Consider the following 14,536-nt stretch of genomic DNA (forward strand, 5'->3'; position numbering starts at 1 on the left):
GCGCTCGACCCGAAACTGTCGGCCGAAAAGCGCGTGCCAGCGGTAATGCACCTCAACAAATTGCCCGACATGGGCAGAATGAACGGGTGATGACCATCACCCGCAAGAACAGCCTCTTCGCTGGCTCGGACGGCGGTGGCCGCACATGGGCCACCATCGCCACCCTCCTGCAGACCTGCAAGATGAACAACGTCGATCCTACGGCCTGGCTGACGCAGACCCTCGAACGCATCGCCAACCAATGGCCGAGCGCCAAAATCGACGTCCTCATGCCTTGGAACTACACGCCCTGAACGGCATCAGCTTCCCGCTTACCCACAAGCTGGCAAGAGGCGGCGATCGGGTAATCCGGTCGCCGCCTTCTAGTAAATCCCGCAATTTCAAAGCCCGGAATAAAGCGCTGGCACGGTTGAGAGCACTTGCCCCGAGGCATTCATCAGCAAGAAAGCGCCAGGCTGCAGTTCCCAATGCTGGCTGTCCTCGGGTTCTGGCAAAGCGTGATTGTGATGGTCGACCCGTACGCTCTGTCCGCTGCGTATCACAAGCCCACCACTCAGCGGCTCTGCACCCTCGGGATAGCGGTAAATATGTGCCGTCGGTTCATCCTTCTCTGAGCAGGCAACCAGTACGGCGAGCATAGCAAGAATGGGAATGGCTTTCACTTTCTTTCCTTTTTCATCGATTTAACCTTTTGCAAGAGCGTTGATAGGGTCCAGGCGTGAAGCATTCACGGCCGGGACATATCCGAAGACGAGCCCAATGGCGGAAGAGCTTGCCAGGGCTACCACCATGGAGAGGGGGGAATAGACCAGGGTGAAATTGCTGCTGAACCGCTCGAAGGCCAAGCCAAAGCCAAGCGCGGCCAGGATGCCGGCCAAGCCGCCGATGACGCAGACAAGCACCGCCTCGGTCAGGAATTGCGCTTGGATGTCAGCGCGCCGGGCTCCCACCGCCATGCGCAGCCCGATCTCGCCGATGCGCTCGGTGACCGAGACCAGCATGATGTTCATCACCCCGACGCCGCCGACCAGCAGCGAGATGATGGCGATGGCTGAAATCAGCAGCGTTAGGGTCTGGGTAGTTGCGATGATGGACTGGCGAATCTCGTCGTTGTTGACGACAAAGAAATCCTTGATGCCGTGGCGCCGGGTCAGGAATTCGGTGACCGATTGCTCGGCCAGCGCCATATCCACGTTGTCATGCACGCGTAGCGTCAGGCCACTGACGCTGGTGGTGCCTAGGTAGCGCGCCTGCACCGTGGTATAGGGCGCATAGACCCCCAGGCTGGTGCTACCGCCGGGACCGCGGCTCTGCACCTCGGCCACGCCGATCACCCGCAGCGGCACCTTGCCCGCCATAAAGATCCGCCCCAGCGCCTTGCCCTCCTTGCCGAACAGGCTCTGGCGGGTGTTCTCGTCGATGACGACGTTCTGGCTCATCGCCGCGACGTCAGCTTCGTCGAAGGCGCGGCCGCGGGTCAGCCTGACGCCGGCGACGTCGAAATACTGGTCGCCCACGCCGCTGATTTGGGCGCTGGCCTCGACCGCGCCGTAGCGCAGCGTCTCGGTCGCGCTAACCGTAGGGCTGACCGACGCGACATAGGACTGCCGCGCCAGCGCATGGCCGTCGGCCATGACCAGCGTGGTCACGCGACCCGAGCGCATGTCGCCGAAATCCCGCCCAGGCATAATCTGCAGGGTATTCGTCCCTAGGCCCGAGATGTTCTGCAGCACGCGCTGGCGGGAACCTTCGCCAAGCGCCACCACCGAGACCACCGAAGCAATGCCGATGATGATGCCCAGCATGGTCAGGAAGCTGCGCAGCTTGTGGGCGCGCAAGGCCAGCACTGCCATCCGCAGCGTCTCGGCCAGCCGTCCAACCGCCAGCACGGCCGCGCGATCCGCCGCGGCGGGAACCCGCGCGGGGGCCGCTGCCGGACTCCCGGCGCCGCCGCTGCGGTCCGAGACGATGCGGCCGTCGGCAATCTCGACCACGCGGCGGGCGCGGGTGGCGATCTTGGGATCGTGGGTGACGATGACCACGGTGCGGCCTTCGGAGTTCAACTCGTCCAGGATGGCCAGCACTTCCTCGCCGCTACGGCTGTCCAGCGCCCCAGTGGGTTCGTCAGCCAGGATCACCCGTGCGTCGTTGACCAGCGCCCGCGCGATCGAGACCCGCTGCTGCTGACCGCCCGAAAGCTGGCCGGGCCGATGCTCCAAACGCTCGCCCATGCCCAGCCGGCCCAGCAGGCCGCACGCTTTATCGCGCCGCGCCTCGGACGACCGGCCGCGATAGATCGCCGGCACCTCCACATTCCCCAGCGCCGTCATCTCGGCCAACAGGTGGTAGCGCTGGAAGATAAAGCCAAAGAACTCGCGCCTGAGCGCCGCCAGCTCGCCCGCGCCGAGCCGCGAAACCTCGCGCCCGGCCAACCGGTAACTGCCCGAACTGGGCCGGTCGAGGCAGCCGAGGATGTTCATCAGCGTCGACTTGCCCGAGCCCGAGGGGCCTATTATGGCGACGAACTCGCCCTGCGCGATGTCGAGGTCGATGTCCCTGAGCACCCGCAGCACGCCGTCGCCCGAGGGGTATTCGCGGCCGGCGCCGCGAAGCCGGATCAGCGGCTCGCCCATGCTCAGCCCCCCATCGGAGGCGGGCCCATCATGCCGCGTCCCCCGCCGGTTCCGCCGCCGCCCGACATCGACATACCCACTGCCTGCTCGCCCATCACCACGTGCTCGCCCTCATTGAGGCCCGAGATCACCTCGGCCACCACCTTGTCGTTTAGGCCGATGCCAACATTGCGGCTCTCGACACTGCCGTCGCGCGCCAGCACGCGCACCTTGTAGCTGCCGTCGCCGTTGCGCTGGCCGAGCGCCAGGGCTGGGACGGTCAGAACGTCCTGCGCCTCGCCCAGCAGGATGCTGACCTGTGCGGTCATGTAGCTGCGCAGGTTGCCGTCCGGGTTCTCCACTGGAACGATGCCGATGTAGTAAACCGCCTCGCTGTCGCTATCGGCAGTGGTGTCGGGATTGATCAGGCTGTCGTTGACGATGGCCTGCGGCGCCGGGGCGATCGATTCCAGCGCGCCCTGATAGGTGCGGCCACTGTCGTCCAGCAAGCTGAAGCGCACCTTCTGCTCCGGCTTCACCTTGCCGATGTCGGCCTCGGAAATTTCGGCATGGACATTCATTCGGGCCAGATCGCCTAGCACCGCGATGGTCGGCGAGCTTTGCGCTGAGTTAACAGTCTGGCCAGCCTGGTTGACGATGGCCAGCACCGTGCCGGCGCTGGGGGCAGTGATGCGAGTATAGTCCAGGTTGGCCCGCGCGGTCTCGATGGCGACCTCGGCCTCGGCGGTCTGTGCCTCGAGCGCGGCGATCTGGGCATGGGCGACCTCGACATCCTGCTCGGCGGTGTCGAAGTCGCTGCGGGAGGAGGCGGCCGAGCGGATCAGATTCTGCTGCCGGGCGAGCATCTTTTCCGCCAACGCCAGCACCGCCCGCTTCTCGACCAGTTGAGCCTTGATGTTGGCGAGCGCCGCCTCGGCCTTGCGCAGGTCGTTTCTTTGCGTGACCGAGTCGATCTCGGCGATCAGGTCGCCCTGCCCTACCCGGTCGCCAACCTTGACCGCCAGCGCGGTGATCCGCCCCGAGACCTGCGCCCCCACCGCAACCAGGTTCGAGGGCTTGAGCCGACCCTCGGCCAGCACCGAGACCTCAACCGAGCCGCGCGCCACCGGCGCGGTCAGGTAGGCTGGCGCGGCGGCGCTGCCCGGCGTGATGCCAGTCAGGCGCAACGCCGGGACCCCGCCCAGCAGGACGGCCACGATCAGCGCGACTGTCACGGGCTTTCGCATCGGATGTCTTTCCTTGCTTCAGGCGATTCGAACCAGGATCAGAACTGTGCCGGGTTCCCTAGCCCGCGATCAAAATAGCTGCTGGCTGTTTCCACCGTTGGTCCTGTCTGTGTCGGGAGGTTTCCGCCGATGCCCAATTTGTAACGAAAGGCTTCCCTGCGCCTGCCCGAAACAATTCCTTACAAACCTCCGCGTGCGCCGGGGCAATTGTGGGACATCATATTTGTGGACGGCGGCGGAATGCGGCCCGAGGGCAGGTGACAGGACGCGTGGCCATGACCAGCGAAACCCTTGCCGAGCCCCACGGCGCGATTTGCATGCCGCGCGCAGGCGACGCGGACGCTGACACCGGCACGCGGCGGATGGAGCCGGTCTCGTTCAGCCTGATCGAGTTCGGAGGCGAAAGGCTGGTTTTTCGGTTGGTCGATGCCCGCGGCGAACTGCTGAATCTGCTTCTGAACCCTGCGGTCGCCGGCACCGTGCTCGACAGCATCGCCTGGTCTAAATCCTTGCCGGCCCAGGAATCCGGTAGCAGCGCCTGGCGAAGGACAGGTTGGATGACGCTGGAGCACAGCCACGGCTGGCTGACACGGCTGCGGCCGGTCGAGGCTTGGCTTCATCTGCTGCTGGGCGCTTGGCGGATGCGTGGTGTTTGCATTCCGCCCTTCGCACCCCAGCCCGGAGCGCTGCTAGATCGCCGAGGAGCGGGGATCGACATAGAAGATGTGGTCGCCCACCAGACGGACGCGGACCATGCTCGACGCCCAGTCGGGGGTGACGGCCTTGGCGTGATAATGATCCGCCCCCTTCAGTTCGGGCATCGGACCCTCGATCATGACGCGGGCGGCAAGGCGCACGGCCTTTTTCCAGGCCCTCATGTCGTCGATCGGCGGATAATCGTAGCGCGAGGTCATGAAGCTGAACTGCCTCGGAACGACGATGTCGCAGGCCGTATCGCCCCAACGCCGCGACAGAGCCGCGCGCTGCAGGATGACCGAGGCGATGGCCCGCTGGCCGAAGTCGTCCTGGTTTCGGGCCTCGTGATAGATGGCGACGGCGATGCAGGACAGGTCGCTTGCATTGCGCAGAGAGGCCGGCGGCGGCGGAATGCGGGCGCCCCGTGCGATCTGCCCCGCCGTCGCGGGCCGCGCAAATGGCCGGTCCGTCCCGATCCCGGTCGGCCGCATCGCCGGCCGGGCGGCGGTTTCGGGCAGCGGCCCTGACCGCATCAGCGCCCGGTCGGCGCGATCGAAGGCCGCGCCCAAGGCCTGAAAGCCGGTCGCCGGGGCTTGCGGCTGAGCTTGCGGGACAGCGTGGGCCGGGGCCGCGCCATCGGTCCCGGACTGCACCGGATGGCGTCCGGGGTCCGGGGCCCCTGCCCCCCAGGCGGCGGCGAAAGCGACGGCCGTGACGAGAACCGTTCGGATCATCGGGCTTCTCCTTCGGTTGGTTCAGGAACGGCGCCAGGGGCAAAACCGTTCCGAAACGCGCGTCGGAAAGCCAAGGCCGGGCGGCGCTGCGGGCGGCCCGGACAAGCCGCTCCGTGACCGTGCGATAGACGGCCTGTCTGCGTCAGCCTGACGGATCAGCGGCTGCGATAGAGCTTTTCCTCGTCGCGGCCAGGGGAACCGGCGATACGGTCAGCAGCATCCCGGCCCACCGCAACTTCCCGCTGCCGCGCGACCCCGTCCTTTGTGCAACGCGCTCACGGTTCGGCATAGCCCAGGGCGCGCACCTTCAGCCCGTGCGCCTCGGGGTCCTCGCGAAAGAACAGGCCGCCACGGCGCTCCGAGTTGCCGGGGACGTAGTCGAGCGTGACCTGGCTGGTGGCAATCACACGCTCGCCGTCCAGCAACTCTCCCTCGATCTGGACGGCGGCGGCGGTAGCGGCCGACAGGTTCCGCGCCGCGACCTCGACAAGCCAGCCATCGGCCGACGGGACGATCCGCTGGACATCCACCTTGATCGCGGGACGCTCCTCTCCCGTGCTTTTCCATGCCTGCCAGCCGATGAACCCCAGCATCGCCACGGTCAGGACAAGCCCGATGCCCGCCGCGATCCATTCGAGGGCCGGGGTTCCGCTGTCCTGCCGCTTGTCTTGCTGATCCGACACCTGCCGATGCTCCATTCCTGTTGTCTCACACGACCAGCCGAGCCAGCGCGGCGCCAAGCGCCGACGGGAAGCCCAGCACGGCCGTCATCATGGCGACCTGCCCCATGCCCACGCCGTCGAGGCGTCCAAACGTCCAAAGCACATATACGCTGACCAGCAGCGCGATCCCGTAGCCGGCGATGCTGTAGCCGAAAAAGGTCCGCCAGAAGCCGCCGTCGCCCGGCAGCTCTTCCTGGCCCGAAAAGTCCAGCGAATAAACGAAGGCGTGCAGCGCCAGAATCGAGACGACCACCAAGGCCAAGCCATGCCAGGGCGTCATCAGGAACGAGATCAGGATCATCTCCTCGGTCGGTGCGACATTGAAGGCCAGAAACAGCGCCCCTGCCAGCATGAGAAACAGCTGACCCGCATAGCCGTCCGCGGCTTTCTCCTCTTCCTCCTCGTTATCGCCGAGCTGGCTGCGCGCGGCCATGGCGCCGACGCTGGCGGGAACGGCCTGAACGGCGATCTTGCCGACGATTTCGCTGAGCGGCATGTCCCAGGTGATGATCCCGAACAGCGCCAGAAGCGCGGCCGAGCAGATCGTGCCGACGCCATAGGCTGCGAAGGCGTCAAGCGCATCTTCCTTGAGGCGGAAGGTCTTTCGAAACCCGGCAAAGCAGGACAGCCCGAACAGGATGACAAGGTTCAGCGTCAGGAACACCAGAAGCCGCAGGGGGTCGATGTAGAAGCCCAGCCACCACATCTCCATCGTCATCAGAAGCGGGAACGCGAAAATCACCGCGCCGCCGAATGCGCGCATCAGATCGACGGCATATTCCCGGTTCGAGGGAGCCCTTCGTTCAGCATCGGCCCGTGCGGTCAATTCGTCTGCCTTTCTCAAGGGTCAAGATGGTCTCTCAACGAATTGGCTGCCAGGCATGTTCCCGTAAGGAATTGAAAAAATACATCAATGGGAAAGCAGGCGCGTTGTCGCAGCAGGAGGCCGCCTGCCGCAGCATCGAAAGCTGGGCGATGCCCACCTTGCACAGTGTTCGAAGATAAGGCCTGCGGCGTGCCCAGTCAGTCCAATCGGCAGGGCAGCGTCCTGCCTACCTTCGTCATCCTCCGGGCCAATCTTTGCAGGCGCGGACCTCCACCCCAGTCTGCGACACCAGCAGCAGGTGGCTGGCGATCCGCCGGGCGAAATCCGTATCATGGGTCACGGCCAGCACGGTCGTGCCGAGAACGGTTTCGGACTGGATCAGCCGCTCGAGAAAACCGCGGTTGAGCCGGTCGAGCCCGCGCTGCGCCTCGTCCAGCAGCAAGAGGCGCGGGCGATGGGCGACGGCTGCCGCCAGGGCCACAAGGCGCCGCTGGCCCGCATCCAGGTCCAGGGGATGGCACGGGGCCAGATCCGCGATGCCCAGCCGTTCAAGCGCGCCCTGTGCCAGCATCCCGGGATCGGCAAGGCCGAGGGTCCGGGCGCCCAGGGCGACCTCGTCGATCACCCGCGCCCGCAGGAACTGGCGGTCGGAGGATTGCGCCACCATGCCGACCAGCCGCGCGACATCCCGCGCCAGGGCGCGGGACAGGTCAAGCCCGGCGACCCGGATACGGCCCCGCAGCGGACGCTCCAGGCCTGACAGCAGACGCAGCAGGCTGCTTTTGCCCCGGCCATTCGGCCCCAGCACCGCCAGGCCCGTGCCGGCGCGCAGGCTGAGGTCCAGTCCCGAGAACAGCAGCGGCTGGCCCGGATAGCCGAAACTCAGCCCCTCGATCTCGACGCCGGCGGTCATGGCGACAGTCGGGCGGGCCGCAGAAGCCGCTCCGGCAGCGGCCGGCTGAACAGTTCGGCGTTGTCGAACGGACCCTGGACCTGCCCGGCGTCCAGAAGCAGATGCCTCGGCACCAGGTCCTCCATCCAGTCCTGATAGCCGAGATCAAGGACGATCACCGTCATGCTCCAGGGCAGTTCGCGCAGATGCGCGGCCAGCCCGTCGCGGCTTTCCGCATCAAGATCGGTCATCGGCTCGTCCAGGATCAGAAGCTCCGGGCGCATCGCCAGGGCACCGGCCAGGACCGCGCGCTGCGTCTCGCCCCCTGACAGGCGGTGGCAATCGCGCCCGGCCAGATGCGAAAGGCCCAGGAAGGCCATCGCCTCGTCCACCCTGGCCCGGATCTGGGCCGAGGGCAGGCCCAGGTTTTCGGGGCCGAAGGCGACCTCCTCGCGCAGGGTGAAGCCGCGCCCGCTCAGATGCAGGTGCGGGCGCTGGCCGACATATTGCACCGCCGCCGCATGGTCTGCGCGCGACAACGCCGACCAGGGGCGGCCCTTCCACGCCAGACGGCCCTGCACCGGCAGAAACCCGGCCAGGCAGCGGCCCAGCGTGGACTTTCCCGAACCGTTGCCGCCCAGGATCGCCAGCCGCTCGCCCCGGTCAAGGCACAGGTCGAGCCCCTGGAACAGCGGCGTGCCGCCGGGCCAGGCAAATTCAAGATTGCTGGCGTCCAGGGTCATGCCGCCGCCAGCCCCAGTTGCAGCAGCGCCAGGACCAGGAAGGCGCGCCGCAGCCGGATCTCGGCCGCGCTGTCCTGGATCGGGTCGATCAGGCCCCGGCGCGGAAAGGCGCGGAAGCCGCGCATTTCCAGCACCTCGGCGCGGGCCGGGGCGTCGGTAATCAGGCTGCGCGCCAGCGGGTTCATCATCGCGGCCAGGATCCTCACCCGCGCGCGCAGCCCGTCCCGGGCCGAGAACCCGCGCAGCTGCAGGCTGTCGCGGACCTCGCGCGCCTCCTGGCCCACCGTCTCGACCAGGGCAAGCGGCGCGGTCAGCAGGTAGGAGATCGAGGGGGGCACGCCTGCCCCGTCCAGCGCGCGTGCCAGGTCCGACGGCCGCGTCGTCATCACGAAGACGAGGCCGATGCCAAGCAGAAGCGCCAGCCGCGCGAACACCCTCAGCCCGTAAGCCAGGCCCTCGGGATAACAGGCAAGCGGGCCGCAGGCCGCCACCGGCCCCCGCGGGACCAGCAGGCCCTGAACGACGGCCAGCGCAATCGCCAGGGGCAGCATCAGCAGCACCATCCGCCAAGCGAGCAACCGGCCAAAGCCCAGGGCCGCGCCCCCGGTCAGCACGACCGCAAGCGCCGCCAGCAGCACCGGCGCCGGCCACAACGGCAGCATCGCCGCCACTGCCGCGACAAGGGCCAGCCGTGTCAGCGGGTTGGCGCGGCGAAAGGCGCTGTCCGGGCCGGGCTGGAACATCGCGGCCGCCGGTCAGGCCCGGCTGTGGGCAAGAAAGGGCCAGTCCCCGACAGCCCGCGTGGGCAGGCCGCGCAGGATCCCCCAGACCAGCAGCGCCGTGACAATCTTGTCCACCAGGTTCGTGCCGATCACCGTGATCAGGACCGAGCCGAACAGGCTTTCGCCGACCTTCAGCAGATAGGCCACGGCAAAGTCGGCACCGCTGCCGGTCACGCCGCCGAACAGATAGATGCGGATCGGCACCGCCACCACCGCCAGGGCGACCGCGATCACCGCGCCCGAGATCGCCGCCTGCCACCAGGTCCGGAACAGCCCCGCACGGGCAAGCAGGCCCGCCGCGACGCCGATCATCATGGCGACCGGCGCGAAGAAGGCCGCAGTGGGCCCTTGCAGCAGCCCCCACAGCAGGTTGGTCAGCAACCCGGTCAGCCCGCCGATCACCGGCCCGGCCAGCACCGCCGCCAGCACGGTCCCGACGGAATCGAGAAAGATCGGCAGGTTGAGAAAGGACGCCGCCTGGCCCAGGGCGAGGTTCAGCGCGATGCCGATGGCGACCAGAACCAGATTGCGGGTGGAAAAGCGGTTGGATGTCATGCCTGGGGTTCCTTTGGCGGCAAGGCGTCGTGGATGACGAGTTCGTCATAACCCGAAAGGGGGCATGGCTCGCGGGCGAAGGCCAGATCGTCCAGCAGCGCCACCACGATCTCGGCCGTGGTATAGACTGCCGAGCCGGGCAGCAGATGCCCGCCAAAGGCGTGGCCATCGCCGTCGGTTATGGTCAGGTGCAGATGCTCTCCGTCCGGATCGACCGTGCCGGTCAGCGAGGTGATTTCGAAATGGCCCTGATAGCGCGTGCCCTCGGGGCGGTTCGCATGCCGGATCTCGGCCCGCGTCAGGCTGCCCACGCAGGTGACCACCGCCATGGCTCGCGCGCCGGTGCGCCGCTGCACCGCGCGCAGGGCAAGGACGGGATCCTCGCCCGGGCGCAGGCGGAACACCCCAAGGCGCGCATTCGACAGCGCAAGGGCCAGGGGATAAGGCGGGGGTGCGGCAGACACCGGGACAGGATCGGTCAAGGCGGCTCCGACAACGGATCATCAAACTTGCAGCCCCGCCGGGGCATGGTTCAAGCAAGGCGCATCCGCGACCCTGTTTCCCAAGACTTGCCGGAACCGTGCAGGGCTGTCAATTCCGGCGGCCCGAAATCCTACGCCCTGCCTGTGCAGGGTTCGGGGAAGGCTCCGGTTTTCTGACCAGCCTTCCCCCGCCCGGCTGTCTCAGGCCGAGATGATCACCTTCATCGCCTTTTCGCGCGCGGCATTGCCGAAGACCTCATAGGCCTGCATGATCTCGTCCAGCTTGAAGCGATGCGTGACCAGCCGGCCCGGATCCACCTTGCCGGATTTCAGCGTCTTCAGCAGCATCGGCGTGGTGTTGGTGCAGACCAGCCCCATCGAGATGTTGATGTTCTTGATCCACAGCTCTTCGATATGCAGCTGCACGGGTTTGCCGTGCACACCGACGTTCGCGATGTTGCCGCCGGCCGAGACGATCTTCTGGCAGATGTCGAAGGTCGCGGGGATACCCACGGCCTCGATGGCGACATCGACGCCCTGCCCGTCCGTCAGCTCAAGCACCCGCGCCGCCGCGTCCTCGGCGCCGACCTGGACCAGGTCGGTCGCGCCGAACTGGCGGGCCAGCTCCAGCCGGGCCGGGTCCATGTCGATCATGATGATGCGGCCGGGCGAATAGAACTGGGCCGTCAGCAACACCGACATGCCGACCGGACCGGCGCCGACGATGGCGACGGTGTCGCCGGGCTTGACCCCGCCGGCCTGCACGCCGATCTCCATGCCCGTCGGCATGATGTCGGACAGCATCACCAGCGCCTCATCGTCCGAGCCTTCGGGGATCGGGTAAAGCGAATTGTCGCCGTGGGGGATGCGAACATATTCCGCCTGGGTGCCGTCGATCTTGTGGCCCAGGATCCAGCCGCCGTCGGCGCAATGGGCGTAAAGCTGGCGCTTGCAGTTGGCGCAGCGCCCGCAAGAGGTGACGCAGGAGATCAGCACCGCGTCGCCGGGCTTGAAGTTTGCCACCGCACCGCCGACCTCCTCGACGACGCCGACGCCTTCATGCCCCAGGGTGCGCCCTGCGGTGACGGCCGGCACGTCCCCCTTGAGGATATGCAGGTCGGTGCCGCAGATCGTGGTCTTGGTGATCCGCACGATGACGTCGGTCGGCTTTTCGATGCCGGGCTTTTCCTTCTCGATCCAGTCCTTCTTGCCTGGACCCTGGTACACGAGCGCTTTCATCCTATTCCCTCCGGGTCGTTCGTGGGTCATGGCTATCATGGGCAAAAGCTGATGGAGCGTCCGATTTTCGGACACTCCACCGGCCTTCGGCCCCAGGTCCGGTCAGGCGCGCTCGGGCACCGGAAGGTCCAGCCAATCCCTGTAGAAGGTCTCGATATCCGGCTCGAAGTCGTGGATCACAGGATACCAGGGGGTTGGCGCCTCGACGTCCAGCAGATCGCCGGACAGCGGGCAGAAGTATTCGCGGATCACCTGCCATTCGGGCGAGGGCGCCATCAGCCGGGGATAAAGCTCCTCCATCTGGGCCGGGGTGTTCCTGACCCGGATGCGGGCGTGCAGCTTCCAGTTCTGGTCCCATTCGCAGAAATCATGTCCCGCCTGGCTGCGGATCATCCATTTCCCGTCGGACTTGCGCTGCACGATGTACAGCTTCGGGCCCAGCGGCAGGATGATCGGGTCGTCCCAGTCCACCTGCTCCTGCAGGATCTCCAGATAGATCTGGAACCGTTCCTTGTCCTTCGGCGTGGACAGCATGGTGTGCAGGGTGTCGCGGTCGATCTTGCCGTCAACCAGGTCTTTGATCTTGGCTTTGGTATAGGCCATCGGTTCCTCCATTGGATTGGCCTTGAAGGGATGGCTGCGCCACAGGGGGGAATGGGCGCAGCCGGAACGCTCATTCCTCGACGAACTGGACCGTCTTCACGTCCGGAAGCTCGGAAATGTCCATCGAGTATTCGCGCCCGTAGGAGGGGATCGGCAGATCCGCTTCCATCAGCCGCCAGTCGGCCGGCAGGTCCCAAAAGCTGCGGAACTGCTGCTCGAAGCGCGGGCCCAGCTTGAAGGATGCGGCGAACATCTGCTGGACATGCACCCCGGCCTCCTTGGCAAGGATGCGCTTGCGCTCCTCGGCCATCCATTCCCGCGTCGGCACCGATTCCGACAGGCGCTGCTGGCGGATCGCCTTGCGGCGCGCCGTGGTCGCGTCCCTGTCCACACCCTTCATGCCGTCGCCGGCATCGCGCAGCACGACCCCATAGACGCTGTCGGCAAAGCGGGGCAGCAGATAGCCGCCGTTCACGTCGTCGGCCACCTTCTGCGGCTCGCGGTCCAAGGGATCGCCGAAGCCCGGGCCCCCGCGCATGTAGTTCAGGTAAAGGTCATAGTCCTTGAACATCGCCTCGGTGGTGATCGCCTGCTTGTCGCGCTTGATGCGGGCGTCGGGCAGCATCGCCTCCCATGTCGGGTTCTCGGGGTCGGTGTCGCCGCCATGCGGGATGGCGCCGCCCTCGGCGATGATCTCCTTCAGGCGGGTGTCATGCGCCTCGAAGCGATAGCCCGAGGCCGCGGGATAGCCGCCCATCAGCCCCCAGTCCGAGCTGATATGGCCGTTGCCCATGAAGAACATCGTCCAGTCCTTGGCGTTCCAGACCATGCGCAGGCTTTCAAAGCCGCAGCCGCCGCGATACTTGCCCGCGCCGCCCGAGGATGCCTTGATCTGCCGGCCCAGATAGACCAGCGGCTCGGCCAGTTCCCAGATCTCCATGTCGCCCATGTCGCCTTCGGGGTTCCAGACGGCGGCCGCATGGCTGATGCCGTCCTGGTGGGCCGAGGCCCCGACCCCGTTCGCGGCACATTCGAACGAGTTGACGGCGTGGATCTCGTCATACTGGTTGAAGCCGCCGCCCTGCAGCCAGTTCGAGGTGTTGGCGTTGCCCGCGTTCACCTCTTCCAGATAGCCGCGCCCGAAGTAGCTGCGCGACAGCCCGCGCCAGAGCGCCGTCCAGGACGAGACCAGGAAGTGCCAGGAATAGCTGAAGGCCACCCGCCGGTCGTCAGGGTTCATCCAGGTGCCCTTCGGCAGCCGGAATTCGGTGCCATAGGCGGCGCCGTCGTTGATCATCTCGGTCGGGATCAGCGACTGGGTCATCATCACCCAGATGCCGCTGGTGAAGCTGACCTGATGCGCGTTGTAGGTGTGCCAGCCCCAGCGGGACGAGCCCTCGAAGTCCAGCCGCCAGGTGCCGTCGCCCCGGATGGTGATTTCCGACGGCGTGTGCATGATCGTGTCGACCTTGGCGAAATCGGACGGCACGCGCACGTCGTCATGCGCATAGGGCACGTCCACGAAGCCCACTTGCCGGTACTTGCCGGGAATGGTCATCGCCTTGATGCGGGCCTGCAGGCCGACGCGGCCATGCTCGACCGATTCATAGGCGAATTTCCAATAGGCCTCGATGCCCTCGTCCGCGATCACCTCCTCGACCAGCTTGCGGATCATGTGGCAACCGGCGACGCGGGTGCGTTCGTCCAGCATCCAGTAGCGGGTCGTGCGCACCATGCGCTGGCTTTCATGCAGCCAGTCGCGCTTCAGCTCGTCGTTCTCGCCGATCTTGCGGCAGGTGATCGAATAGCCGTCGCCGAACCGCTGCACCTGGCCCGTGGACATCGACCCGGGCCCGACCGAGCCGGTGTCGATCACATGGGTCACGCCGCCGACCCAGCCGATCAGCTCGCCCTGGTGAAAGATCGGCACGATGGTGTGGATGTCGCAGGGATGGACGTTGCCGATCAGGCTGTCGTTGTTGCAGAAGATGTCCTTGTCCTTGATGCCGGGGTTATGCTCCCAGCCGTTCTCGATCATGTACTTGATCGCGGCGCCCATGGTGCCGACGTGGATGATGATCCCGGTCGAGGTCAGGATCGAGTCGCCCGCCGCGTTGTAGAGGGTGAAGCACAGCTCGCCCTCCTGCTCGACAATGGGCGAGGCGGCGATCTTCTTGGCGGTTTCGCGGGCATCCACGACGCCGGCGCGAAGGCGCGAGAACAGCTTGTTGTACTTGATCGGGTCGCTGTCGCGCAGCTCCAGCCGGTCGAGGCCGGCGTAGTGCTTCGTCCGCTTCGTGGCCTCCATCAGCCGGTCGCGGTGCTGTTTCAGGGTCTCGCCGCCGCGCACGATGCCGCGGGTCTCGACCTTGGATTGCATGTTCATGGTGTTTCCTCCCCGGG

The 14,536-nt window shown here is 66.5% G+C and carries 14 protein-coding genes and 1 pseudogene; 1 reads left to right on the forward strand and 14 read right to left on the reverse strand.

The genetic code is table 11. The features are described from left to right. Positions 1–83: 83 nt before the first annotated feature. Positions 84–293 (forward strand): annotated as a pseudogene (locus tag BU28_RS0114400) (transposase domain-containing protein); the annotation flags it as partial. An 87-nt stretch (positions 294–380) separates the two neighbouring features. On the opposite strand, the gene BU28_RS24755 reads toward BU28_RS0114400, so the two are convergent. The 14 genes from BU28_RS24755 to BU28_RS0114470 form a co-directional block, all read right to left on the reverse strand. Beyond that, the gene (locus BU28_RS24755) at positions 381–662 is read right to left on the reverse strand and encodes an RcnB family protein (RefSeq protein WP_143809872.1); all 282 of its coding nucleotides are present in this window, start codon (positions 660–662) and stop codon (positions 381–383) included. Between the two features lie 21 nt (positions 663–683). Continuing rightward, positions 684–2,633: a MacB family efflux pump subunit gene (locus BU28_RS0114410; protein WP_028720101.1), complete on the reverse strand. Its 1,950-nt coding sequence runs from the start codon at positions 2,631–2,633 to the stop codon at positions 684–686. 2 nt (positions 2,634–2,635) lie between these two features. After that, entirely contained in the window at positions 2,636–3,859 is a 1,224-nt protein-coding gene (locus tag BU28_RS0114415) for an efflux RND transporter periplasmic adaptor subunit (RefSeq protein WP_028720102.1), read from the reverse strand. 689 nt (positions 3,860–4,548) lie between these two features. Beyond that, the gene (locus BU28_RS0114420) at positions 4,549–5,289 is read right to left on the reverse strand and encodes a cell wall hydrolase (RefSeq protein WP_028720103.1); all 741 of its coding nucleotides are present in this window, start codon (positions 5,287–5,289) and stop codon (positions 4,549–4,551) included. A gap of 275 nt (positions 5,290–5,564) precedes the next feature. Continuing rightward, positions 5,565–5,972 (reverse strand): TIGR02588 family protein, encoded by a 408-nt coding sequence (locus tag BU28_RS24250; protein WP_158212776.1) that lies wholly within the window; start codon positions 5,970–5,972, stop codon positions 5,565–5,567. A gap of 25 nt (positions 5,973–5,997) precedes the next feature. After that, positions 5,998–6,837: a TIGR02587 family membrane protein gene (locus tag BU28_RS0114430; protein WP_028720104.1), complete on the reverse strand. Its 840-nt coding sequence runs from the start codon at positions 6,835–6,837 to the stop codon at positions 5,998–6,000. 235 nt (positions 6,838–7,072) lie between these two features. Continuing rightward, positions 7,073–7,750: an ATP-binding cassette domain-containing protein gene (locus BU28_RS23160; RefSeq protein ID WP_051578216.1), complete on the reverse strand. Its 678-nt coding sequence runs from the start codon at positions 7,748–7,750 to the stop codon at positions 7,073–7,075. Then, complete coding sequence (locus BU28_RS23165) at positions 7,747–8,472, reverse strand: energy-coupling factor ABC transporter ATP-binding protein (RefSeq protein WP_051578217.1); 726 nt, start codon at positions 8,470–8,472, stop codon at positions 7,747–7,749. The genes BU28_RS23160 and BU28_RS23165 overlap by 4 nt, the downstream gene beginning before the upstream one ends. Beyond that, positions 8,469–9,215: an energy-coupling factor transporter transmembrane component T gene (locus BU28_RS0114445; RefSeq protein WP_028720105.1), complete on the reverse strand. Its 747-nt coding sequence runs from the start codon at positions 9,213–9,215 to the stop codon at positions 8,469–8,471. The genes BU28_RS23165 and BU28_RS0114445 overlap by 4 nt, the downstream gene beginning before the upstream one ends. 12 nt (positions 9,216–9,227) lie before the next feature. After that, positions 9,228–9,809 (reverse strand): ECF transporter S component, encoded by a 582-nt coding sequence (locus BU28_RS0114450; protein ID WP_028720106.1) that lies wholly within the window; start codon positions 9,807–9,809, stop codon positions 9,228–9,230. After that, positions 9,806–10,291, reverse strand: a complete 486-nt coding sequence (locus tag BU28_RS0114455; RefSeq protein WP_198944933.1) for a PPC domain-containing DNA-binding protein — start codon at positions 10,289–10,291, stop codon at positions 9,806–9,808. The genes BU28_RS0114450 and BU28_RS0114455 overlap by 4 nt, the downstream gene beginning before the upstream one ends. 201 nt (positions 10,292–10,492) lie before the next feature. After that, positions 10,493–11,530, reverse strand: a complete 1,038-nt coding sequence (locus tag BU28_RS0114460; RefSeq protein ID WP_028720108.1) for a zinc-dependent alcohol dehydrogenase family protein — start codon at positions 11,528–11,530, stop codon at positions 10,493–10,495. A gap of 102 nt (positions 11,531–11,632) precedes the next feature. Continuing rightward, complete coding sequence (locus tag BU28_RS0114465) at positions 11,633–12,133, reverse strand: acetone carboxylase subunit gamma (protein ID WP_028720109.1); 501 nt, start codon at positions 12,131–12,133, stop codon at positions 11,633–11,635. Between the two features lie 70 nt (positions 12,134–12,203). Next, positions 12,204–14,519, reverse strand: a complete 2,316-nt coding sequence (locus BU28_RS0114470; RefSeq protein ID WP_028720110.1) for a hydantoinase B/oxoprolinase family protein — start codon at positions 14,517–14,519, stop codon at positions 12,204–12,206. Between the last annotated feature and the right edge of the window lie 17 nt (positions 14,520–14,536).

Origin of the sequence: Paracoccus yeei ATCC BAA-599, from assembly GCF_000622145.1 — a bacterium.
Classification (GTDB): Bacteria; Pseudomonadota; Alphaproteobacteria; order Rhodobacterales; family Rhodobacteraceae; genus Paracoccus; species Paracoccus yeei.

Bases quoted from the DNA above. Each gene is read 5' to 3' on its own strand.
- BU28_RS0114410 (WP_028720101.1), bottom strand. From the start codon at position 2,633: ATGGGCGAGCCGCTGATCCGGCTTCGCGGCGCCGGCCGCGAATACCCC.
- BU28_RS0114415 (WP_028720102.1), bottom strand. From the start codon at position 3,859: ATGCGAAAGCCCGTGACAGTCGCGCTGATCGTGGCCGTCCTGCTGGGC.
- BU28_RS0114420 (WP_028720103.1), bottom strand. From the start codon at position 5,289: ATGATCCGAACGGTTCTCGTCACGGCCGTCGCTTTCGCCGCCGCCTGG.
- BU28_RS23160 (WP_051578216.1), bottom strand. From the start codon at position 7,750: ATGACCGCCGGCGTCGAGATCGAGGGGCTGAGTTTCGGCTATCCGGGC.
- BU28_RS23165 (WP_051578217.1), bottom strand. From the start codon at position 8,472: ATGACCCTGGACGCCAGCAATCTTGAATTTGCCTGGCCCGGCGGCACG.
- BU28_RS0114445 (WP_028720105.1), bottom strand. From the start codon at position 9,215: ATGTTCCAGCCCGGCCCGGACAGCGCCTTTCGCCGCGCCAACCCGCTG.
- BU28_RS0114450 (WP_028720106.1), bottom strand. From the start codon at position 9,809: ATGACATCCAACCGCTTTTCCACCCGCAATCTGGTTCTGGTCGCCATC.
- BU28_RS0114460 (WP_028720108.1), bottom strand. From the start codon at position 11,530: ATGAAAGCGCTCGTGTACCAGGGTCCAGGCAAGAAGGACTGGATCGAG.
- BU28_RS0114465 (WP_028720109.1), bottom strand. From the start codon at position 12,133: ATGGCCTATACCAAAGCCAAGATCAAAGACCTGGTTGACGGCAAGATC.
- BU28_RS0114470 (WP_028720110.1), bottom strand. From the start codon at position 14,519: ATGAACATGCAATCCAAGGTCGAGACCCGCGGCATCGTGCGCGGCGGC.